Below are 21,620 nucleotides of genomic sequence, written 5' to 3' on the forward strand. Positions count from 1 at the left end.
CATAACTGAGCAATACGGTTGCCCGCCTCCAAATTCAGGCTCGATTCAGTCCGCCGTCACCTCCCCGGCGTGCAAAGTCATTAGGATTGACGTTATGACCGCCACGCCGCCGACTGAATCCACTCCCCTGAAAGCCGTTCTGTTTGACCGGGACGACACCATCGCCTACACGGACCGCGAGGTCTACGCCGAGGCCGCGCGCTGGGCTGCCGGGAAGTACGGCCTGGACGCCCGCGCAGTGGGCACGGCGATGCTGGGGCAGTGGCAGGAGCGGGCGCTGACGTGGTGGGACCTGCGAACCGAGGACGACGAGACGGCCTTCTGGGACAGCTATGGCCTGGAGCTGATGGAACGGCTGGGCCTGCCCGCCTCCGACGCTGCCGCCTTCATGGCCGCCTATCCCTACGAGCGGTTCATGAAGCCCGTGCCGCACGCCCGCGAGGTCTTGCAGGAGTTGCGCGCCCGTGGCCTCAAAATCGGCGTGCTGAGCAACACGCTGCCCAGCATTGCCCGCACGCTGGAAGAGGTGGGGCTGGCCGATCTGGTGGACGTGGCGGTGGCGACGTGTTCGGTGGGCATCCATAAACCGGACGTGGGTGCGTTCCTGCACGCGGCGGGGGCGCTGGGACTGCGCCCGCAGGAGGTGCTGTTCGTGGACGACAAGGTCGAGAATGTGGAGGCGGCCCGCGCGCTGGGCATGCAGGCCACCGTGATCGATCTGCAAGGTCAGGACCGGAACGCCATCCACGATCTGCGCGCGGTGCTGGAGCTGGTGGGCGAATTGGTGCGCGCGTGAGACTGATCGACGGGCATCTGGATCTCGCCTACAACGCGGTCAGCGGGCGCGATCTGACGCTGACGCCGGAAGAGTTGCGGCGCGTTGATCCGGTGGAGGGCCAGACCGCCACCACCACTTTCACGGAGTTGCGGGCAGCGGGCGTGGGGGTCTGTTTCGGCACGCTGTTCGCGCTGCCACGCACGCCCGACTCGCCGCAGGGCTACACCGATCATGCCGGGGCGCGGGCACAGGCGCTGGCCCAACTGGACGTGTACCGCCGCTGGGAGGACGGGGGTTTTCTCCGGCTGCTGCGCTCTGGGGCCGAGGTCAGCGCCCATCTGGCCCAGGCAGATGCCCCGCTGGGTGTCGTGCTGCTGATGGAAGGGGCGGACCCGCTGCGGGACGCTGATGACCTGCGCTTCTGGGTGGATGCTGGCGTGCGGCTCATCGGTCCGGCGTGGGGCGCGACACGGTATGCGGGCGGCACGGGTGCGCCGGGACCTTTGACGGACGTGGGCAAAGTGCTGGTGACGGCCATGCGCGATCTAGGCATCGCGCTGGACGCCTCGCATCTGGACGACGCCGCGTTCTGGGACGCGGCTGAAATTGGGCCGAGGATGATCGCCTCCCACTCCAATTCCCGCACCCTGGTCTCTGGCAACCGCCATCTGAGCGACGAGATGGCCCGCGCCATTGCGGCAGCGGACGGCGTGATCGGGCTGGTTTTCCTGAGTTCGTTTATCAAACAGGGGGCGGAGAATGGCGCGACGTTGGACGATCTGGCCGCCCACGCCCGCCATTACGCCGAACTTGTCGGCTGGGACCGGGTGGCGCTGGGCAGCGACATGGACGGCGGTTTCGGATCCGAGAAGACGCCCGTGGGCATCGGGCGATACTCGGAATTGCCGCGTTTTCTGGATGAAGTGCCCCAAGAACATCGCGCGGCGGTGGCGGCCAACAACTGGTTGCGCTGGCTGACGGCGTACCTGTAACCCCCGTTTCCCGCTACCCTGTCGGACATGCACCTCCCCGATTCCCGTACCCACGCCTATCAGCCCGACTCCCGGCTGGCTGAGGACGCCCTGCGCGGCCAGCTTTCAGAGGGCGAATGGACCTACATCACTCCACGTCCAATAGCTGCCACCAGCCGTTTAAGTCTGCGCTCTGGACCCCGCGCCGACGCGGCCCAGGTCTCGGAGGCGCTGCCCGGTGAGGCACTGGAACTGCTGTGGGACGACGCGGGTGGCTGGGCCTATGTCCGCACCGTCCATGACCGCTATCTGGGGTGGACTCCGGCAGCGGGGTTGACCGAACCACAGCACGGCGATTTACTGACGGTGACTGCCCTGCGTGCCCACGCTTACGCCGGGCCAAAGGTCAGCCAGCCGATTGTCGGGGAATTGTGTCTGGGGGCCAGGATCATTCGCGCGTCGGGCGAAGCCGTGACCGAGGGTGGGCGGCCCTGGCTGCCAGTCTCGCTTCCTGGGGGCAAGGACGGCTGGATGGGCGAGGCCACGCTCTCCCCCATCCCCGAGGCCGATCCGGCGGCGCTCACCATGCGCTTTCTGGACACGCCGTATGTCTGGGGCGGGCGCAGCGCCTGGGGTCTGGACTGCTCGGGCCTGACGCAACTGGTGTTCGGTGCGTTCGGGCAGCTCATTCCCCGTGACGCCGATCAGCAGCAGGAATTTCTGAGTGCGGTGGAGTGGCCCCAGCGCGGCGATCTGGCCTTTTTCCCCGGCCACGTCGGCCTGATGCTGGACGAGCGGCGAATGGTCCACGCCAACGCCACCCACATGCGCGTCACGGTGGAGACGTTGGGCGAGGGCGAGTACGGACAGAAGCTGGCGGAAGGCTGCACGGGCTTCGGACGGTGGACGGCGTGAGCGTCTCCTGGGAAACGCTGGAACTACACACCGCCCAGCCCTTCGGCATCGCCCGCTGGACGCACAGCGTCTATCCGCGTACCATCGTCACGTTCACTCAGGATGGAATCGTGGGCCGGGGCGAGGCAGCTCCCAACGCCTTTTACGGCGAGACGCACGGCACGGTGGAGGCGGTGCTGCCGCTGCTGGCCGAAGCGCTGACCGATCCCTGGGACTGGGATGGCCTGCGCGCGGGCCTCACGGCACGGATGCCACACGATCACCCCTCGGTCAAATGCGCGCTGGAGATGGCGGCGCTGGAATGGTGCGCGGTCTCGGTGGGCCTACCCGTCTGGAAACTGCTGGGCCTCTCCCCCGCCCCACTGCCCCGCAGCAGTTACACGGTCAGCCTGGCCGACATCCCCGATATGCGGCGGCAGGCGCGTGAGGCCGTGGCCGCTGGGCACACGGTTCTCAAGGTCAAGCTGGGGACGGAGCGGGACACGGCAATTCTGGAAGCCTTGCGCGAGGAAGCCCCAAAGGTGGCCCTGCGTGTGGACGCCAACGCCGCCTGGACGCGCCCACAGGCCAAACGCATGCTGGGCGTGCTGGACGCCGCCCGTGTGGAACTCCTGGAACAGCCCCTGGCGGCGGACGATCTGGCGGGCCACGCCGAACTGCGCCGCCTGTCGCGCGTGCCCCTGGTGGCCGATGAGAGCCTGCACCATGTCCGCGACGTGATTGCTCTGGCTGAAGCTTTTGACGGCGTGAACCTCAAACTTGCCAAGCTGGGTGGCCCGCTTCAGGCGCTCGCGGCCTTGCGACTGGCCCGCGCCCACGGCCTGAGCGTCATGATCGGCTGCATGATTGAAAGCAGTCTGGGCATCTCTGCCGCCGCGCATCTGGCCGGACTGTGCGACTGGGCCGATCTGGACGGGGCGCTGCTGCTGGCCGACGATCCGTTTACCGGCCTGGAGTGGACGGCGGGCGAACTGGCAAGGCCGCAGGGCGTGGGCTGGGGCGTGACGCGCGGATGAAGGAGGTCACCGTCGCCGTCATCGGCTGCGGCAACCGGGGCGCAGATGTGTATGCCCGGCATCTGGCTGCACAGGGCGCACGCATCACGCATCTGGTGGACCCCCGCGCCAGCAGACTCGCGGAGGTGGCCGGGCGTCATGCCCTCGGGCCGAAAGTCTGTTTCTCCCACTGGGATAACTTCTTCACGCTGGGGCGGGTGGCCGACGCCGTGGTGATCGCTACCCCCGATGATCAGCATGTTCAGCCGTGCCTGCAAGCTCTGGCGCTGGGCTACGACGTGCTGCTGGAAAAGCCGATCTGTCTGGCCGAGGCCGAACTGGACCTGTTGCTCCAGGCCGAGGCCCAGTCGGCTGGGAGTGTGACGGTCTGTCATGTGCTGCGGGCCACGCCGTTCTTTCGGGAGGTGAAGCAGGTTCTGGATTCCGGGCGGCTGGGTCAGTTGGTGGGCATCCAGCATGCGGAAAACGTGGCGTACTGGCATTACGCGCACTCGTTTGTGCGGGGTAACTGGCGGGCCTCTCCCCCGGCGGCACCGTTTGTTCTCGCCAAGAGTTGCCATGATCTGGATCTGCTGCGCTGGTTCGCGGACGCGCCGCCGCTGCGGGTGCAGAGTCAGGGCGGCCTGTTTCACTTTCGCCCCGAGAACGCGCCAGCAGCAGCGTCTGACCGCTGCGTAACCTGCCCGGTAGTGGATTGCCCTTACGACGCGCGCCAGATTTACGGCAGTCGCCCGCTGGAAAGCTGGCCCAACACGGTGTTGACCGCCGGGGGACAGAGTCTGGCTGGAGCGTTGGAGACTGGTCCATATGGCCAATGCGTGTACCTGGGGCTGAACAACGTGGCCGATCACCAGGCCGTCACTGTCACCTTTGCCAATGGTGTGACTGCCGATCTGACGGTTAGCGCCTTCACGCACAACAACACCCGCACCCTCAAACTGCTCGGCACACACGGCGAATTGCGCGGGCAGATGGAGCGCGGTGAGCTGGAACTCCACGATTTCCGGCACGGCACCGTGGAGCGCTGGACGGTGGCGGCGGATGGCAATCATGGTGGCGGCGATGTGGGGCTGGTGCGCGGCTGGCTGGCCTTTCTGCGAGGCGAGGCGGGGCTTCCCAGTCCTCTCTCCGAATCGCTGGATTCCCACCGGATGGCGTCTGCTGCCGAGCGCTCCCGGCTTCGCTGAGTTGTCTGAATTCCCAGATGCTTACAGTTTGGAACGAGAAAGTGAATAATTTCACGATAAATCTTATTCGTGAAATTTGTATTTGCTACGTATTTGCGGCTTGAGCTTCTTGTGCCATTTCTATAAAGAGCTTGTGGATTCGGGCATCTCCACTCAATTCAGGATGAAATGCTGTCGCCAGAATTCGGCCCTGGCGCAGCATCACGGCCTGACCGTCCCACTCGGCCAGAACCGTTACATCTGCCCCAGCACCGCTAAAGGCTGGGGCGCGAATGAAGACGGCGGGAAAGGGCAAATCCAGGCCCTGAACAGTCAGGGGAGCGGCAAAGGAATTGATCTGACGCCCAAAGGCGTTGCGCTGCACAGTGGTGTCCAGAAGCCCCAGACTCTGCTGTCTGCCGCCAAATTGCGGCGGCGCACCCTGAACCTCGCGGGCCAGCAGGATGGCCCCGGCGCAGGTGCCCCAGATGGCTCTCCCACTCGTATGAAAGTCCCGGATCGGCTCCCACAAGGCATACTCGCTCAGCAGGCGGGCCATCGTCGTACTCTCCCCGCCGGGCAGGATCAGGCCATTGAGGCCCGCGAGATCGGCGGGCAGGCGCACCTCCCGCACTGCCGCCCCCAGCGAGTCCAGCAGGCGGCAGTGTTCACGGAATGCGCCCTGAAGGGCAAGGACGCCAATTCTGAGCGGTTTACCAGCCACGCGAAGCGAGACGTTCGGCAGGAATCAGATCGTCGATGTTGATACCGGTCATGGGCGCGCCCAGATCCTCACTGATCTCGGCCAGCAATTCGGGGTTCTGATAGTGGGTCACGGCCTTGACGATGGCCTGCGCGCGGCGCTCGGGATTGTCGCTCTTGAAGATGCCGCTGCCCACGAACACGCCGTCCAGCCCCAGCACCATCATCAGCGCGGCGTCGGCGGGCGTGGCAATGCCTCCAGCAGCAAAGTTCACCACAGGCAGCTTGCCGTGCTGGTGGACATATTTCACCAGTTCGTAGGGGGCTTGCAGGTCACGGGCCACCGTCATCAGTTCCTCGACGGGGCGGGCCTGGATGCTGCGAATCTCGCCCAGGATGGTGCGGGCGTGCCGGACGGCTTCCACCACGTTGCCGGTCCCCGCCTCGCCCTTGGTGCGAATCATGCTGGCTCCCTCGGCCACACGGCGCAACGCCTCGCCCAAGTTCTTTGCTCCGCAGACGAACGGAACTTTGAATTCGGTTTTGAGGATGTGAAACTGCTCGTCGGCGGGGGTCAGCACTTCCGATTCGTCGATAAAATCCACGCCCAGGGCCTGCAAGATCTGCGCCTCGACGATGTGGCCGATGCGGACCTTGGCCATCACCGGAATGGTCACCGCCGCGATAATTTCCTTGATCATCTTCGGATCGCTCATGCGGGCCACGCCGCCGTCCACGCGGATGTCGGCTGGCACGCGCTCCAGCGCCATCACGGCAGTTGCGCCCGCCGCCTCGGCAATGCGGGCTTGATCTGCGGTGACCACGTCCATGATCACGCCGCCCTTGAACATCTCGGCGAAACCGAAGTTGAGATCTGTCTGCTGGGGCATACCGTTCTGTGAATCGCTCATGACGGCAGCATAGGCCGCGACTGACCCCCTGCATAGGGCCAGAAATGAATATTGAATGGGGTCAGTTCAGGTCAGGGTTGGCAGCCTGAACTTGTGGCGGAAGGCCCGACACAGGAAGAAAGACCCTCGATAGCAGGAGCCATCCAGGGTCAGAAAAGAAAAAACAAGTGTCAGCTTTCTACAGAGAAAAAAGCTCAGCCGCCCGCCAGATTTTGCAGGAATTCCACGTTGTTGCGGGTCTTGCCCATGCGCGTGAGCAACATTTCCATCGCGTCGGCGGGGTCCATGTCGCTGATGACCTTTCGCAGCAGCCACATCTTTTTCAGGACTTCGGGCTGAAGCAGCAGCTCCTCGCGGCGGGTGCCGGATTTGATGATGTCCAGCGCGGGGAAAATTCGGCGTTCTTCCAGGCGGCGCGAGAGAACGAGTTCGGCATTACCGGTGCCCTTAAATTCCTCGAAGATCACGTCGTCCATGCGGCTGCCGGTTTCTACCAGCGCCGTGGCCAGGATGGTCAGGCTGCCGCCCTCGCGGATATTGCGGGCCGCGCCCAGAAAACGCTTGGGCCAGTGCAGCGCATTGCTGTCCAGGCCGCCCGAGAGGGTGCGCCCGGTGGGCGGCGTGACCAGGTTGTTGGCACGGGCCAGACGGGTGATGCTGTCCAGCAAAATGACCACATGGCCGCCGTCTTCCACGATGCGGCGCGCGCGTTCGTGGACGAATTCGGCCACACGGACGTGGTGCTGTGGCGGCTCGTCGAAGGTGGAGGCCACCACCTGCGCGCCCTGCACGCTCTCGCGGAAATCGGTCACTTCCTCCGGGCGCTCGTCCACCAGCAGCACCATCACGGTCACGTCAGGGTAATTCTTGACGATGGAGTTGGCAATCTGCTTCAGGAGGGTGGTTTTCCCAGCTTTCGGCGGCGCGACGATCAGTGCCCGCTGCCCGCGTCCGATGGGGACCAGCAGATCGACGACGCGCAGACTCAGGCCATCCGTGTTGCCGGGGTCTTCCAGGACCAGTTGATGTTCTGGAAAGGTGGGGGTCAGGTCATCAAAGCGGGGGCGGCGGCGGGCGGCTTCGGGGTCCAGACCGTTGACTGCCTCCACCTGCACCAGCGAGCCGAAACGCTCGTTCTCGCGCGGGCGGCGGGCGCGGCCTATCACGTCGTCACCCGTTCGCAGGTGGTTGGCCTTGATCAGTCCCGCCGTCACCAGCACCGTGCGGCTGTTGGGGTCCAGCAGGTCCGATTGCAGGAAGCCGTAGCCGTCAGCGCTGATTTCCAGGTAGCCGCGCGCCAGCAGTTGGCCTTCGGCATCGGCCTGATGCTCCATGATCGCCAGCGCCAGGGCATCTTTTTTCAGCTTTCGGTAGTTGTCGATGCCGTACCCGGCGGCGATCAGGTGCAGCTCTGGCAGAATTTTCTGCTGCAGCTCCTGAAACGGCAGCGTGGCGGTGTAGGCGTTGATTCCGCTCATTTCCGTCACAGCCGCCCGCCTCCCGCTAAGTATGGCGAGGTCTTCTGGATGAATTGAGATAAAACGGGGAACAAAAGGTTCATGTGGCACTTCCTGGCAAGGAATATAAGCGCCCCGGGCACAGGGCATCGTGGGCAAAACGGGCGGCGGCGGACGGATCAACCCACAGCATAACGCGAATTTGTGGAGATTCCGGGCAGATGTACCTGGAGACGTCCCCTCCTTCGACGGGACGTCTCTTTCTTCGATCTGTCATCTGGCGCATTGACCCGCACGGTCCCGCCGCCCTACCATGTCCCCACTCCTGAAAACGGGGTGAGCAGACAGATGCGAACGCGAGGACAGTAGCTTCGGCAGGGCAGTCGATAAACAGCGAGTCAGGGATGGTGGAAGCCTGACAGACACCGCCACCGCAAGCGAAAATCACCTCCCGCGCAGACGGAAGAAAGGCCCACACAGGCCGATTAGACCCGCCCGGACGCCCCCCGACAGAGGGCCTTGCAACGAGGCCGGAGCAGGATGCGGCGAAGTTGGGTGGTACCACGCAGACGCTTTTAAGAGGCGGCGCGTCCCAGCAGTGAAGCTGAGGCGTGTCGTCTTTTTTCGTTTCTCGTTGTGGTTGGGAGGGAAAGCTATGCAGATGCAGGACATTCCGTTTGGCGTCACCGACTGGTCTGCGGTGCCGGTGACCGAACATCCCGGCGTGACGGGTGTGGCCCACTGGCGCACCCAAAACTTCGGCGGCATTCGCGTCCGCATGGTGGAGTATTCCCCTGGCTATCTGGCCGATCACTGGTGCAGCAAGGGCCACATCCTGCTGGTGCTGGACGGCCAACTGGACACCGAACTGGAAGATGGCCGCACCTTCACCCTTCTCCCCGGCCAGAGCTATCAGGTGGCCGATCACGCCGAGGCCCACCGCTCCAGCACGGCAAGTGGGGCAAAACTTTTTATCGTCGACTAGCACCGCTCCCTCCCCACTCTCCCCCACCGAGGTTTCCCCATGTCCATGTTTAATCCCGTCGAACCCAATCCCAAATTTCCCCTGATGGAAGAAACCACCCTCAAGTGGTGGAACGAGCAGAAAATCTTCGAGCGCAGCCTGGAAGGCACGCAGGATGGCCCGGTCTACACCTTCTACGAGGGGCCGCCCACCGCCAACGGTCAGCCGGGCATCCACCACGTTCAGGCGCGCAGTTTCAAGGACCTGTTTCCGCGCTTCAAGACCATGCAGGGCTACCATGTGCCGCGCAAGGCGGGCTGGGACACCCACGGCCTGCCCGTGGAAATCGGCGTCGAGAAGAAGCTGGGGCTGAATTCCAAGCGCGAGGTGGAGGCGTACGGGATCGACAAATTCAACGCCGAATGCCGCCAGAGCGTGTTCGTGTACGAGGCCGACTGGCGCAGGTTTACCGAGCGCATGGGCTACTGGGTGGATCTGGACGACGCCTACATGACGCTGCACAAGGACTACATCGAGTCGGTGTGGTGGAGTGTGGCCGAGCTGGAGAAGAAAGGACTGCTGTACCGGGGCTTCCGCGTCGCGCCTTACTGCCCGAAAGACGGCACCACTTTGAGCAATGCCGAGGTCAGCGAAGGCTATAAGGACATCCAGGACCCCAGCGTTTACATCACCTTTGATTTGAAACAGCCGGAAAAGCTGGGGCTGGAGGCGGGCGCGGCGTTTCTGGTCTGGACGACGACGCCGTGGACGCTGCCCTACAACGTGGGCGTCGCCATCCACCCGGAGTTCGAGTACGTAGCCGCCAGGGACAAGGACGGCAAGGTGCTGATCCTGGCCCGCACGCTGCTGGACGAGGTGCTGGGCGAGGGCGCGGAAGTGGTGAGGTCGTTTAAAGGGACGGAACTGGACCGGCTGAGCTACGAACCTCTTTATACCGAGGCGTATGAGACTGAGGGCGACGGCGCACCCATCTGGATGAGTGGCCTGGATACTTATGTTTCCGACAGCGACGGCACCGGCATCGTCCACACTGCCCCGGCCTTCGGTGAGGACGACATGCGGCTGGCAAAGAATTACGGCTTCCCGGTGATCGTGGGCGTGGACCCGGAAGGGAAACACCGTTACGGGCCAGAAGGAAAAAACGGTTGGAAGGGCGTGTTCTTCCGCGACGCCAACCAGGACATCATCCGTGACCTCAAGGCGCGCAGCCTGATGTGGCGCGACAAGAATTTCATGCACTCGTACCCGCACTGCTGGCGCTGCGGCACGCCGCTGATGTACTACGCCACCGAGAGCTGGTATCTGAACAACACCTCCATGAAAGAGCGGCTGATCGAGTTGAACCAGACCATCGACTGGCACCCGCCGCACATCAAGAACGGGCGCTACGGCGGCTGGCTGGAAAACCTGATCGACTGGAACCTGTCGCGCAACCGCTACTGGGGCACGCCGCTGCCGATCTGGGAAACGGCGGACGGCGGCAAATACAAAGTTGTGGGCAGCTACGCCGAACTGGCGGAACTCAGCGGACGGCCAGAGCTGACCGGGCCGGACTTTGACCCTCACCGCCCCTTCGTGGACGACATCACCTTCGAGCTGGACGGTGAGACCTATAAGCGCGTGCCCTACGTGATGGACGTGTGGTACGACAGCGGTTCCATGCCGTTCGCGCAGCATCACTATCCGTTCGAGAACAGGGCGAAATTCGAGAACGGCGGCTTTCCTGCCGACTACATCGCGGAGGCCATCGATCAAACGCGCGGGTGGTTCAACAGCCTGCACCAGATCGGCACGATGGTCTTCGATTCGGTGGCCTACAAGTCGGTGATCTGCTCCGGTCACATCCTGGACGAGAAGGGCTTCAAGATGTCCAAGAGCAAGGGCAACATCGTGGACCCCTGGGAAGTGTTCGAGCAGTACGGGGCCGACGCCGCGCGCTGGTACATGTACGTGTCCGCGCCGCCTGAGCTGAGCCGCCGCTTTGGGATGAATCTGGTGGGCGAGGCGTTCCGCAGCTACTTCCTGACGCTGTGGAACACCTACAGCTTCTTCGTGCTGTACGCCAATCTGGACAAACCGGACCTGCGGGCCGCGCCGCCGCTGGAAGACCGCCCGGAAGTGGACCGCTGGCTGCTGGCGAAGGTGCAGGCGCTGATCGAGACCGTGACCGAGCGGCTGGAAAACTACGATCCCACCGGATCGAGCCGGGCTTTGCAGGACTTCGTGACCGAGGACCTGAGCAACTGGTACGTGCGCCGCAACCGCAGGCGCTTCTGGAGCGGCGATGGACAGGTGGATCTGAGTGCCTATTCCACGCTGCATTACGCGCTGGTCACGGTCACGCAACTGACCGCGCCGTTCACGCCCTTCCTGGCCGAGACGCTGTATCAGAATCTGGTGCGGAGTGTGGACGACAGCGCGCCAGAAAGCGTGCATCTCTCACCCTGGCCGGTGGTGGACGAGGCCCTGGCCGCGCCGTCGCTGGTGGGCGAGATGGACGCCGTGCTGCGGGTGGTCAGCCTGGGCCGGGCGGTGCGCGCCAGGAGCGGTATGCGCCAGCGTCAGCCCCTGCCACGCGTGATGCTGCGCGCCCGCACGCCGGAGATGACGGCGGCGTTGGGACGTTTCGGTGAGCAGATCAGAGAGGAACTGAACGTCAAGGAGGTGGAACTCCTGGATCAGTACGCCGAACTGGTCAGCTACGCCCTGCGCCCTAACCTTCAGTTGCTGGGCAAGAAATTTGGCAAGGCGGTGCCGCAGGTGCGTGCAGCCCTGGCAGCGGCGGACGCCTCCGAGATCGCGCGGGCGGTGCGGGACGGCAAGCAATTCGAGGTGCTTGCGCCCACGGGCGAACGCTTCGAGCTGGGGCCGGACGAGGTGCTGGTGGATGCCAAATCTCCCGAAGGCTACGCCGCTCAGGAGGAGGCCGGGTATCTGGTGGCCTTCGACACCACCCTGACCCGTGAGCTGGAGCTGGAGGGGCTGGCCCGCGATCTGGTGCGCGGCATCCAGGACGGGCGCAAAAAGGCCGGATTCGAGGTGCAGGACCGCATCACGCTGCATCTGGAACTGGAAGGCGAGGCCCGCGCCGCTGCCGAGGCGTGGCAGGACTACCTGATGTCCGAGACGCTGGCCGAAACGCTGGTTTTCGGACAGGCATCAGGCTTTAAGACCGAGGTAGAGGGCGGCGCAGCCTATCTGGAGAAGCTGGAGGCGGACGGCCTGACGGTTTAGGATGGCTCGTAAAAAGGGACGCGGCGTAATCTTCGCCGCGTCCCTTCATCTTTTCCTACTCCCCACAACCTACAGCCCACAACCCATCAGGCTGGCCGCGCCATAAATCCAAAGGTTCCCGGCCCCACATGCGCGCCGATGGCCGGACCCATCAGATGCATGCGGGCGCTCCTGACATTCAGACCGCTGCTGGTCACGGCATGGCGCAGCGCCTGCATGCGGCCACTGTCACGCCCGGCATGAATCACCGAGACACACAGGGCTTCGTTGCCAAAGCGTTGGCGCAGGCCGTCCAGCATGTCATCGGTGGCATGGTCCACCTTGCAACGCCGCAGGGCCTTCAACTCACCGCCCTCGAACCCCAGGATCGGGCGCAGGCCCAGCATGTTGCCGAAGAGGGCCTGAACACGGCCAATCCGTCCTCCCCGGCGCAGGTAGTCCAGCGACGGTACACTGAATTCGGCGTGAAGCTGGGCGCGCACGGCTTCGGCAGCCCGAACCGCGCTAGCCGGATCACCGCCGCTGAGCAGGGCCGCGCGGGCAGCCAGCACCGCCTCGGCCAGGGGTGTGGAGGCCAGACCGCTGTCTACCACATGAATGCGCCGTTCCAGATTCAGCAGTGCTGCGGCCTGCCGGGCATGTTCCACGGTCTCCGAGAGCTTGCCCGACAGGTGAACACTGACCACCTCGTCGTGGGTGTCCAGCAGTTCGCGGTAACGCGCGGCGAAGGCGGCCACGGCCACCGGGGCGGTGCTGGCCGTGCCGCCCGCCTTCATGTGGCTGTAGACCGCGTCAGGGTCGATTTCCTGCCAGTCGAGCAATGCCCGCTCCTCGATCTGAACGGTCAACGGCAGAATGTGGATACCAAGTTTGTGGGCCTGCTGGGGGGGCAGGTCACAGGTGGAATCCGTGAGAACAGCGATCATTCATGTATTCTCAGGCCACACTCATCTCAATTTCTGTACTGTTTCTCGCGTATCTCCCGCCGTTGGGGGAGGGAGGAGGGGGTAGGTTCGGCCTGAATGACCCGCTCGACATGAAGGTGATTTCCGACAGTGAGGGGCGGGCGGCGGCACTATACTTCCCAGCCGTGACAGACTTGCCAGCCGTTCAAATTCTTCGGGCCGTGAGTGCAACCCTCTCCACACCTTGTAAACCGGGACCAAGCCAGTGAAAGTCGCCGTCCTGTGTCATGCCAGCGCGGGCGGCTCCGGCGTTGTTGCCACCGAACTGGGTCTCAAGGTGGCGCGGGCCGGGCATGAGGTGCATTTCGTCGGCTCGGCACAACCCTTCCGGCTGTCGGGGCAGGGCGGGATGCACGGGCCATACTTTCATCAGGTCAGCGGTTTCGCCTACGCGTTATTCGAGCAGCCGTACCCGGAACTGGCCGCCGCCAACACCCTGACGGAAGTGATGCTGGAATACGGTGTGGAGCTGGCGCACGCCCACTACGCCATTCCACACGCGACGGCGGCCATCCATGCGCGCGCCATCGTCGGCAAGGGGCGGGTGCTGACCACGCTGCACGGCACCGACGTGACGCTGGTGGGGGCGGAACCCGCCTTCAGGCACACCACCCGCCACGCCATCGAGCGCAGTGACCATGTGACCGCCGTGTCTCAGTTTCTGGCCGAGCAGACCGCTGAAGTCTTCGGAATTGACCGCGAGATCGAGGTGATCCATAACTTCGTGGACAGCGGGCGCTTCCGGCGCATCACCGACCCCGAGGTCCGCCTGCGCTTCGCCCACCCGGAGGAGGCGCTGCTGGTGCATGTCAGCAACTTCCGTCCGGTCAAGCGGGTGGAGGACGTGGTGCAGATCTTCGCCCGCGTGGCCTCTGAACTGCCCGCCCGGCTGCTGATGATCGGCGACGGCCCGGATCGCCCGCGCGCCTTTGAACTGGCCCAGCAACTCGGGGTGATCGGCAGGACGCATTTCCTGGGATCATTCCCCGACGTGGAAACTGTGCTGGGCATCAGCGACCTGTTCCTGCTGCCCAGCAGCAACGAGAGTTTCGGCCTGGCCGCGCTCGAAGCCATGAGCTGCGAGGTGCCGGTGGTGGCCGCCCGCGCCGGGGGCATTCCCGAAGTCGTCGAGGACGGCGTGACCGGCTTCCTTTGCCCGGTGGGAGATGTGGACGGCATGGCCGACGCGGCGCTGCGGGTGCTGCGGGACCGCGAGCTGTACCTGAGCATGGGCGCGGCAGCGCGGCAGGCGGCGGTCACCCGATTCTCCCCCGCCCTGATCGTGCCGCAGTATCTGGAAGCCTACGAAAGGGTCTTGCGGGAGGCTTGAGGTCTGGAAGCAACTGTTCCACATACATGGATTAGTAAGTGAAAAGATTCACGATATGTCTTGCTCGTGAAATTAAGATTCCTTCCTACTTTTCGTTCTGAGGTTTGATCTGCCACCCGTCAGGTCCCTGGATCAGTTCCGTCAACTCCGCATTGGCCTGTGCGAAACGGTCTGAACGCCAGCTTTCCACCACCGGGACACGCAGCAGGCGAATCAGGACCGAGGTCAACGCGCCGCCGTGTGAAACGATGATGGGCGTGCCGGGCAGGTTCAGGACGGATTGAAGGGCCGCCTCGAACCGGTCCGCCACGTCGCGCTGACTCTCGCCGCCAGGAAAGGAAATGCTGTCGCCTGGGCCGATGAGTTCGCCGAATCCAGTCTTCAGATCGCTGTAAGGCCGCCCGCGCCAGTCGCCCGGATCGATCTCCTGAATGCCGTCCAGTACGGTCACAGGCACGCCCAACAGCTCGGCAGCGGGTGCGGCGGTCTGCTGGGTGCGGGTATAGGTACTGGCATAGACACGGGGAGAATCGAGATCCAGAGCAGCAAGTTTGCAGGCCAACGCCTGAGCCTGAGCGTGGCCCTCGGCGGTCAGTTCGTCGTGCTGGCTGTCCGCGCCGCGCAGCACGCCCGCGACGTTTCCGGTGGTCTGCCCGTGACGGGCTAAAAAAAGGCGAGAGATGGTCACCGCAGGAGTGTAGCCAGTCAGGACGACCCGGACGGCAGCCCTTCCCACACGCCCCGGACCTGCTGCACCTCGAAGCGGGCGAACAGTTCCTCGCTGTACCAGTTTTCCTGGCGGGTGCGGGCAATGGCGTGTCGGTGCGCGCCGCCCTGATACGCGTAGGCACGCATGCTCGCCTGGTCCTGCCAGACGCTGAAGGTGGCCTGCTGCACCACCGGCCACTCGCCCAGCCCCAGCGCGGAGATCAGGCCGGGCTGATCCGGCAGAAATTCCTGCGTGCCCGGCACCGCGCGCCAGAAGGCCGCCAATCGAGTCGGGCGAATGACGGCGCGGGTCAGGACCGCGACGGGGAATTCGCCGGAGGGGTGGCGTGAGACGGCAGGGCCGAAGGGTTCCTGTCCGGCCCATTGTCCATGCCAGCGCAGGGGACGCAGCAGCAGGGTCACAGTGTCGGCCACGGCTTCCCGCTCCTGCTGACGCCAGGGGCTGTCCTCGAACAGCTCGAAAGCGGCGCGCGACTGCCACACCGCGAAACGCCCCCAGCGGTGCAGATCCACGCTCAGCGAGAGTTTCGCGCCCTGCCCGGTGCCCAGCAGGCGGTAAAAATCGAGGCCCGGCAGCCCGCGCAGGTGGGTGTGGTCCGTCGCCATGCGCCGCATTCCCGCGCGCAGATCGGAGGGCGCAAAACGGTTGACGGTCAGGGTCACGAGTGGGGCGGGGGGCGGAGCGGACATCAGAGAACAGTTTAGGCCGCGCGTGGGCGCAGACTTTGGCCTGCCCCACGGTTGACATGCCAGCACGGTCGCTCAAGATTCTCGGAAACTCCTGTCACGGTGCGCGGACCGCCTCTCCCCTATGCTGGGGACGTGCATTTCGACGATCTGCCCGTGCTGCCCACCACCCCCGGCGTGTATCTCTTCCGCAAGGGGGGCGTGCCGATTTACATTGGCAAGGCCAACAACATTCGCAGCCGGGTGGGACAGCATTTCAAGGCCGGGGGCAAGAGCGGCAAATTCACCTCGCTGGCCGAGTCGCTGGAATTTATTACCGCCCGCAACGAGGTCGAGGCGCTGGTTCTGGAAGCCAACCTGATCAAGCAGCACCGCCCGCACTACAACGTGACGCTGAAGGACGACAAGCACTACCCCTTCCTGAAGCTGACCAACGAGAAATTCCCGATGCTGATCGTGACGCGGCGGGTGCTGAAGGACGGCGGCAGCTATTACGGACCGTACCCGGATTCCTCGGCGGTGCGGCGGGTCAAGAACCTGATCGACACCATGTTTCCGCTGCGCAAGAACAGCGGACTGCCGATGCAGAAAAAGCCGCGCCCCTGCCTGAATTTTCACATGGGGCGCTGCCTGGGGCCGTGCGTGGACCGGGCCGATCCGCTGGAATACGCCCGCGTGGTGGACGACGTGAAATCGCTGCTGGAGGGCCGCGCCGCCGCCGTCATTACCCGCCTGAAGGAAGACATGAAGGTGGCCGCGCAGGGCCAGGATTTCGAGCAGGCCGCCCGTGTGCGGGACCGCGTGCTGGCCGTGCAGAAACTGTTCGGCACCGAGCAGCACGCCTTTGTCAGCGACGAGACTGACCTGGATTTCCTGGGGGTGGCGCAGGCCGGGGAATACGCGATGGTGCAACTGTTCCGCATGCGCGGCGGGCGCGTGGTGGGGCGCGACAAACGCTTCCTGACCAATGCCGAGGAAGGCACCCCCGGCGAGATCGTGGGTGCCTTCGTGCAGGACTACTACACCCAGGCGACGCATGTTCCGCCGCTGATTCTGCTGCCTGCCGAGTTCGAGGACGCGCCGCTGTGGTCCGAATTCCTGAGCGAGAAGGCCGGGCGCAAGACTGCCATGCGGACACCCAAGCGCGGCGACAAGGTGGACCTGATCGAGATGGCCCAGCGCAACGCGGTCAACGGGCTGGACTCAGAACTGGCGGTGCTGGAGCGACGCGGCGACCATCCGGGCCTGGACGCCCTGCGCGAGATGCTGGCGCTGCCGGACCGTCCGTGGCGCATCGAGGGCTACGACAACTCCAACCTGTTCGGCACCAACATCGTCTCGGGCATGGTGGTCTTCGAGGGCGGACGGGCGCGGCGCGGGGAACACCGCCGTTTCAAGGTCAAGGGTCTGGACCACCCGGACGATTACACCGCCATGAAGCAGACGGTGCATCGCCGCTTCACGGGCAGTCTGGCGGACAAATTGCCGCTGCCCGATCTGATCGTGATCGACGGGGGGCGCGGGCAGGTCAACGCCGCACTGGACGCGCTGAAGGACGCCAACATCCAGGTGCCGGTGGTGGGCCTCGCCAAGCGCGAGGAAACCATCATTCTGCCAGGGCGCTACGGGGCGCAGTGGTGGCTGGAGACGGGAACCGAGGTGGGTGTTAACCGCGAAATGCTGCTGTTGCAAACGCACCCGGCGCTGAGAATCCTGATCGCGGTGCGCGACGAGGTTCACCAGTACGCGATCACGTACCACCGCAAATTGCGCGGTCAGGACATGCTCCGCAGCGTGTTCGACGACCTGCCGGGCATCGGCCAGAAACGGCGCGACGCGCTGCTGGAGGAGTTCTCCAGTCTGGAAGACCTGGCCGCCGCCCCTGTCGCGCAGATCGCCGCCGTGCCGGGGATGAACGCGCGGGCGGCGCAGAGCGTCAAGGATTTCCTGGTTCAGCGAGAGGCCAGCCGGGTGCCGCTGAGCTAACAGTCCTATAGGCTGGCCATCCGAATCGGGGATTCAGCGTCTGCCCACCGTCTCTTGAGGCAACCTTTCAAGTGTGTGGGAGGGTGGGTTCTGGCACCACAGCGGCGACAAGACTTGCGGGCATGACCAAGGACAGCAACCCCCCCGTGAAGAACCAGTACGAGATGCGCGATCCCCAGACCCAGTACCCGCGCCCGCCCTTTCCCAAACAGCCGCAGAACGCGCCGGGACTGGCCGAGAAAATGGACCCCACCCCGGACCACGGCGAGGACAGCTACGTGGGCTTTGGCCGCCTGAAGGGCCGCAAGGCGCTGATCACCGGGGCCGACTCGGGGATCGGACGGGCCGTCGCCATCGCGTTTGCGCGGGAAGGCGCAGACGTGGCGCTGAACTACCTGAAGGTAGAGGACTCTGACGCCGAGGAAGTCATCAAACTGATCGAGGCCGCCGGGCAAAAAGCGGTGGTCATTCCCGGTGACCTCAGGGACGAGGCGTTCTGCAAGGAACTGGTCCAGAAAGCCGTGGACGGCCTGGGCGGGCTGGACATTCTGGTCAGCAACGCGGGCAAGCAGACGGCGGTGGACGATATTGCCGACATCACCACCGAGCAGTTCGACGACACCATGAAGACCAACATCTACGCCATGTTCTGGATCACGCAGGCGGCGCTGCCGCACCTGAAGCCGGGGTCCACCATCATCAATACGACCTCGATTCAGGCCACCCAGCCGTCCAGGAACCTGCTGGACTACGCCATGACCAAGGCCGCCATCGCCAATTTCACGGGCGGCCTCGCCAAGCAGGTGGCTGAGAAAGGGATTCGCGTGAACGCCGTGGCCCCCGGCCCGTACTGGACGGCCTTGCAACCCAGCGGCGGACAGCCACAGGACAAGATTCCCACCTTCGGCGAGCAGACTCCGCTGGGCCGCCCCGGACAGCCCGCCGAGATCGCGCCGCTGTACGTGCTGCTGGCCTCGCAGGAGTCGAGCTACATGACCGGGAACGTGTACGCCAGTACCGGGGGAACGCTCTACTAGACCTTTAGAGACGAGAGGGCCGCGCAGCCATAAAGTCTGCACGGCTCTCTTACGTTCTGCTGAATGACTGCGCTGATAACGAACGCCGCCCACTTCGTCACTGAAGGGGGCGGCGTCTGGTCTGCGCTGAACGGACGATCACGCGGGGCGCAACCGGCGCAGAAGGGCGAGGAACTGCGGGCGCGGGCGGGGCAACTGCGGCGGGCGGGTTTCGCGGGCCAGTCGGTCCCGTGCGGCTTCCTGCTGGAACGCCTGGACGCGCTGCTGGCTGCGTTGGAGATCAAAATGCATGGTGTGTCCTGGGGGCGCTGGCTGCCGGGGGCGGCATCCGTGGGTCCAGCGCTGATAGACCTATGGTGCGCCGCAGAGGCCACGCCACACATCCGGCAGGTGGCGCATGGGGGCTGCATGGTATGGCCTAGCGCCGGAGCGTTAAGCATCCGCCAAGCGCGCAGATGACGGTGGACAGGGTGTAATGGGGCCGTGTTCTCCAACCTGCTCCATGAAATCGTGACGTTCGTCAAGGGCCACTGGCGCGGCCTGTTGCTGCTGCTGCTGGGCGTGCTGCTGCCGCTGGTGCTGATCGCCTCGTTGACCGAAGACGTGTTCCGCGACGGCGGCTTTGCCTGGGACACTGCGATTCTGGAGTGGTACCGCGCGCACCGCACGCCGACGCTGACCTCTGTCGCGCTGGCACTGGCGGTGATCGGTGGGGTGCGGGTGCTGCCTCTCATCACACTGGCCGTCGCGCTGCTGCTGGCACGGGCGGGCGCACGCGTCCACGCGTGGTATCTGGTCTTCGCCCTGTCCGGGGCAGCGCTGCTCAATCTGCTGGCCAAGCTGATCTTTCAGCGCCCGCGCCCGGATGAACTGGGGGCGGTGCTGGTGGAATCGGGCTTCAGTTTCCCCAGCGGCCACGCGATGGCGAACGCGGCCTTCGGGATCGCGCTGGGGCTGATCTTCTGGCGCTCGCGGCTGGGCTGGCCGGTGGCGGTGCTGGGCGTATTCTGGGGCGTGCTGCTGGCCGCCAGTCGCAACTACCTGGGCGTGCATTATCCCACCGACGTGATCGTGGGTTTTCTGGCCTCCACCGCCTGGGCTTATGGCCTGTACCTGCTGATGGCCCGGCGCTGGCCCACGCTGCGTCATTCGCCGGGTGGAGAGAAAGACACGCTTGGCAAGACGAAATCAGAGGCCACAACGGTTCCGCACAGCGAGAAGGAACGGACACGCTGACAATGCAGCTCCGGCATATGACTCGCCGGTCTCTTTGCACTCGTCCAGCACGACGCCGAGAAGCGGCTGAGCTGAACTAGAGCATTTGTCGGAATAGTTGTTGAACTGGGCGAAGCTGAGGCGTTCCGAAGATCGTACCCAGACACTCCAGCTTCACTCAGGACGATGCATCTTTTCCGTCAAATGCTCTAGAACCGGGTCCATCAGAATTGAAACAGTCGGTTTCCGAAGCACTTCATGTGGCGCGCAGAACCTCGGCAAGCTGATCTGGCGGAGGCAATGTCAGCCTCGCTCGCACTTCAGATCGCCATCCACGGACCTGATCGGCCTGCTCTTGACAGCGCTTTCAAAATCATCTAAGCTCATATTGTTCAACAAGTCTTAATCTGGATTCACGAGCAGGCGACTGTGCCTGCCAGGAGCTGTCTTATGTCTGTCACCGTCACGCTGATGCACGTGGCGCGGGAAGCGGGTGTCTCACCCAGCACCGTGTCGCGCATACTCAACGGCACCGCCAATGTCACGCCGGACAAGCGTGAACGGGTGGAGGCGGTCATCCAGCGCCTGAATTTCACCCCAAACGTGCAGGCGCAGGCGCTGGCGAATGGGCGGAGTTTCTCGGTGGGGGTGCTGACCCAGAACATCAGCAGCCCGTTTTACGGCGAGACGCTGGCCGGCATCGAGCGCGGCCTGGAGGGCAGCCTGTACTACCCACTGGTGGTCAGCGGCCACTGGCAGGCCGAGCAGGAACAGCAGGCGCTGGATCTGCTGATGCGCCGCCGGGTGGACGCCATGATCGTGCTGGGCGGGGTGATCGAGGACGAGGCGCTGCAACAGGTGGCTGAGCGGGTGCCGCTGGTGGCGGTGGGCCGCAACGTGCTGGGCCTGACCGAGCGCTGTGTGTTGATCGACAACCGCGAGGGCATCCGGCAGGTGGTGCGGCATCTGGCCGAACTGGGCCACCGCGAAGTGGCCTATATTTCCGGCCTGGAAACGCAGCAGGACGCCGTCGAGCGGCGCGAGGGCTTTGAAGAGGCCATGCGGGAACTCGGCCTGCCCCTGCGCCCCACACTGATGCGGCGCGGCGATTACACCGAGGCCAGCGGGGAGCAGGAGGCCAGTGACCTGCTGCGCTCGGGGGTGCCGTTCAGCGCGCTGGTCTGCGCCAATGACCAGATGGCCCTGGGCGCGCGGCTGGCCCTGTACCGCCGGGGCATGCGCGTACCCGAGGACGTTTCACTGACCGGCTTCGACGATCTGTTTTCCTCGCGCTACACCACGCCGCCGCTGACCACCGTGCATCAGGCGGTCAACGAGCTGGGCCAGCAGGCCGCCGAGACGGTGCTGAGCCTGCTGGCTGGAGACTTACCCCACATGACGCCCTACGTTCCCCGGCTGATCGTCCGCGAATCCACCGGGCCAGTGCCTCATCCGCTTACCGCAGGAGGTCTGCTGATGCACGACAGTTCCTGATCCCTGCATCGCCCCGTTTTATGCCCACCTTGAAAGCGCTTT

The 21,620-nt window shown here is 64.6% G+C and carries 19 protein-coding genes; 13 read left to right on the forward strand and 6 right to left on the reverse strand.

Annotation, left to right across the window (positions count from 1 at the left end; all coding sequences use genetic code 11):
• Window positions 1-94: 94 nt before the first annotated feature.
• Genes BOO71_RS06735 through BOO71_RS06755 form a run of 5 tightly spaced genes read left to right on the forward strand, consistent with a single transcriptional unit; the run spans window position 95 to window position 4,867 of the window.
• Complete coding sequence (locus tag BOO71_RS06735) at window positions 95-796, forward strand: HAD family hydrolase (RefSeq protein WP_075831186.1); 702 nt, start codon at window positions 95-97, stop codon at window positions 794-796.
• Window positions 793-1,770, forward strand: a complete 978-nt coding sequence (locus BOO71_RS06740) for a dipeptidase (RefSeq protein WP_254843063.1) — start codon at window positions 793-795, stop codon at window positions 1,768-1,770. Before BOO71_RS06735 ends, BOO71_RS06740 begins: the two co-directional genes overlap by 4 nt.
• A 27-nt stretch (window positions 1,771-1,797) precedes the next feature.
• Complete coding sequence (locus BOO71_RS06745) at window positions 1,798-2,664, forward strand: C40 family peptidase (RefSeq protein WP_075831188.1); 867 nt, start codon at window positions 1,798-1,800, stop codon at window positions 2,662-2,664.
• On the forward strand, window positions 2,652-3,680 hold the full coding sequence (locus tag BOO71_RS06750) for a dipeptide epimerase (protein ID WP_075831189.1): 1,029 nt from the start codon (window positions 2,652-2,654) through the stop codon (window positions 3,678-3,680). Before BOO71_RS06745 ends, BOO71_RS06750 begins: the two co-directional genes overlap by 13 nt.
• Window positions 3,677-4,867, forward strand: coding sequence for a Gfo/Idh/MocA family protein (locus BOO71_RS06755; protein WP_075831190.1), 1,191 nt, complete (start codon window positions 3,677-3,679; stop codon window positions 4,865-4,867). Before BOO71_RS06750 ends, BOO71_RS06755 begins: the two co-directional genes overlap by 4 nt.
• Window positions 4,868-4,952: 85 nt before the next feature.
• Here the strand turns inward: BOO71_RS06755 and pdxT are convergent, their stop codons facing one another.
• The 3 genes from pdxT to rho all read right to left on the reverse strand — a co-directional run bounded on the left by pdxT (window position 4,953) and on the right by rho (window position 7,937).
• Window positions 4,953-5,570: a pyridoxal 5'-phosphate synthase glutaminase subunit PdxT gene (pdxT, locus tag BOO71_RS06760; RefSeq protein ID WP_075831191.1), complete on the reverse strand. Its 618-nt coding sequence runs from the start codon at window positions 5,568-5,570 to the stop codon at window positions 4,953-4,955.
• Entirely contained in the window at window positions 5,560-6,459 is a 900-nt protein-coding gene (gene pdxS / locus BOO71_RS06765; protein ID WP_075831192.1) for a pyridoxal 5'-phosphate synthase lyase subunit PdxS, read from the reverse strand. Before pdxS ends, pdxT begins: the two co-directional genes overlap by 11 nt.
• Window positions 6,460-6,653: 194 nt before the next feature.
• Entirely contained in the window at window positions 6,654-7,937 is a 1,284-nt protein-coding gene (rho, locus tag BOO71_RS06770) for a transcription termination factor Rho (protein ID WP_075831217.1), read from the reverse strand.
• 634 nt (window positions 7,938-8,571) lie between these two features.
• On the opposite strand from rho, the gene BOO71_RS06775 reads away from it, so the two are divergent.
• On the forward strand, window positions 8,572-8,901 hold the full coding sequence (locus tag BOO71_RS06775) for a DHCW motif cupin fold protein (protein WP_075831193.1): 330 nt from the start codon (window positions 8,572-8,574) through the stop codon (window positions 8,899-8,901).
• A gap of 39 nt (window positions 8,902-8,940) precedes the next feature.
• Window positions 8,941-12,135, forward strand: a complete 3,195-nt coding sequence (ileS, locus tag BOO71_RS06780; RefSeq protein WP_254843064.1) for an isoleucine--tRNA ligase — start codon at window positions 8,941-8,943, stop codon at window positions 12,133-12,135.
• An 86-nt stretch (window positions 12,136-12,221) separates the two neighbouring features.
• Here ileS and BOO71_RS06785 read toward each other — a convergent pair whose 3' ends face one another.
• Window positions 12,222-13,061: a DegV family protein gene (locus BOO71_RS06785; protein WP_075831194.1), complete on the reverse strand. Its 840-nt coding sequence runs from the start codon at window positions 13,059-13,061 to the stop codon at window positions 12,222-12,224.
• Window positions 13,062-13,305: 244 nt separating this feature from the next.
• Between BOO71_RS06785 and bshA the strand changes: the two genes are divergently transcribed.
• Window positions 13,306-14,430, forward strand: coding sequence for an N-acetyl-alpha-D-glucosaminyl L-malate synthase BshA (bshA, locus tag BOO71_RS06790; protein ID WP_075831195.1), 1,125 nt, complete (start codon window positions 13,306-13,308; stop codon window positions 14,428-14,430).
• 85 nt (window positions 14,431-14,515) lie between these two features.
• Here bshA and BOO71_RS27690 read toward each other — a convergent pair whose 3' ends face one another.
• Together BOO71_RS27690 and BOO71_RS27695 are read right to left on the reverse strand one after the other, a co-directional pair.
• Window positions 14,516-15,118 carry a histidine phosphatase family protein gene (locus tag BOO71_RS27690; protein ID WP_175607385.1) on the reverse strand — a complete coding sequence of 201 codons (603 nt, stop codon included), beginning with the start codon at window positions 15,116-15,118 and terminating at the stop codon, window positions 14,516-14,518.
• Between the two features lie 17 nt (window positions 15,119-15,135).
• On the reverse strand, window positions 15,136-15,849 hold the full coding sequence (locus tag BOO71_RS27695) for a hypothetical protein (RefSeq protein WP_075831197.1): 714 nt from the start codon (window positions 15,847-15,849) through the stop codon (window positions 15,136-15,138).
• A 132-nt stretch (window positions 15,850-15,981) separates the two neighbouring features.
• On the opposite strand from BOO71_RS27695, the gene uvrC reads away from it, so the two are divergent.
• From uvrC to BOO71_RS06825, 5 genes are all read left to right on the forward strand, one after another.
• Complete coding sequence (gene uvrC, locus BOO71_RS06805; RefSeq protein ID WP_075831198.1) at window positions 15,982-17,832, forward strand: excinuclease ABC subunit UvrC; 1,851 nt, start codon at window positions 15,982-15,984, stop codon at window positions 17,830-17,832.
• A gap of 122 nt (window positions 17,833-17,954) precedes the next feature.
• Entirely contained in the window at window positions 17,955-18,869 is a 915-nt protein-coding gene (locus BOO71_RS06810; RefSeq protein ID WP_075831199.1) for an SDR family oxidoreductase, read from the forward strand.
• Window positions 18,870-18,932: 63 nt separating this feature from the next.
• Window positions 18,933-19,328 (forward strand): hypothetical protein, encoded by a 396-nt coding sequence (locus BOO71_RS06815; protein WP_075831200.1) that lies wholly within the window; start codon window positions 18,933-18,935, stop codon window positions 19,326-19,328.
• 24 nt (window positions 19,329-19,352) lie between these two features.
• Window positions 19,353-20,105, forward strand: coding sequence for a phosphatase PAP2 family protein (locus tag BOO71_RS06820; protein WP_075831201.1), 753 nt, complete (start codon window positions 19,353-19,355; stop codon window positions 20,103-20,105).
• 429 nt (window positions 20,106-20,534) lie between these two features.
• A complete protein-coding gene (locus tag BOO71_RS06825) occupies window positions 20,535-21,578 on the forward strand; it encodes a LacI family DNA-binding transcriptional regulator (protein WP_075831202.1) in 1,044 nt (347 codons plus the stop codon).
• Window positions 21,579-21,620: the final 42 nt, after the last annotated feature.

Source organism: Deinococcus marmoris, assembly GCF_001949125.1.
Classification (GTDB): Bacteria; Deinococcota; Deinococci; order Deinococcales; family Deinococcaceae; genus Deinococcus; species Deinococcus marmoris_A.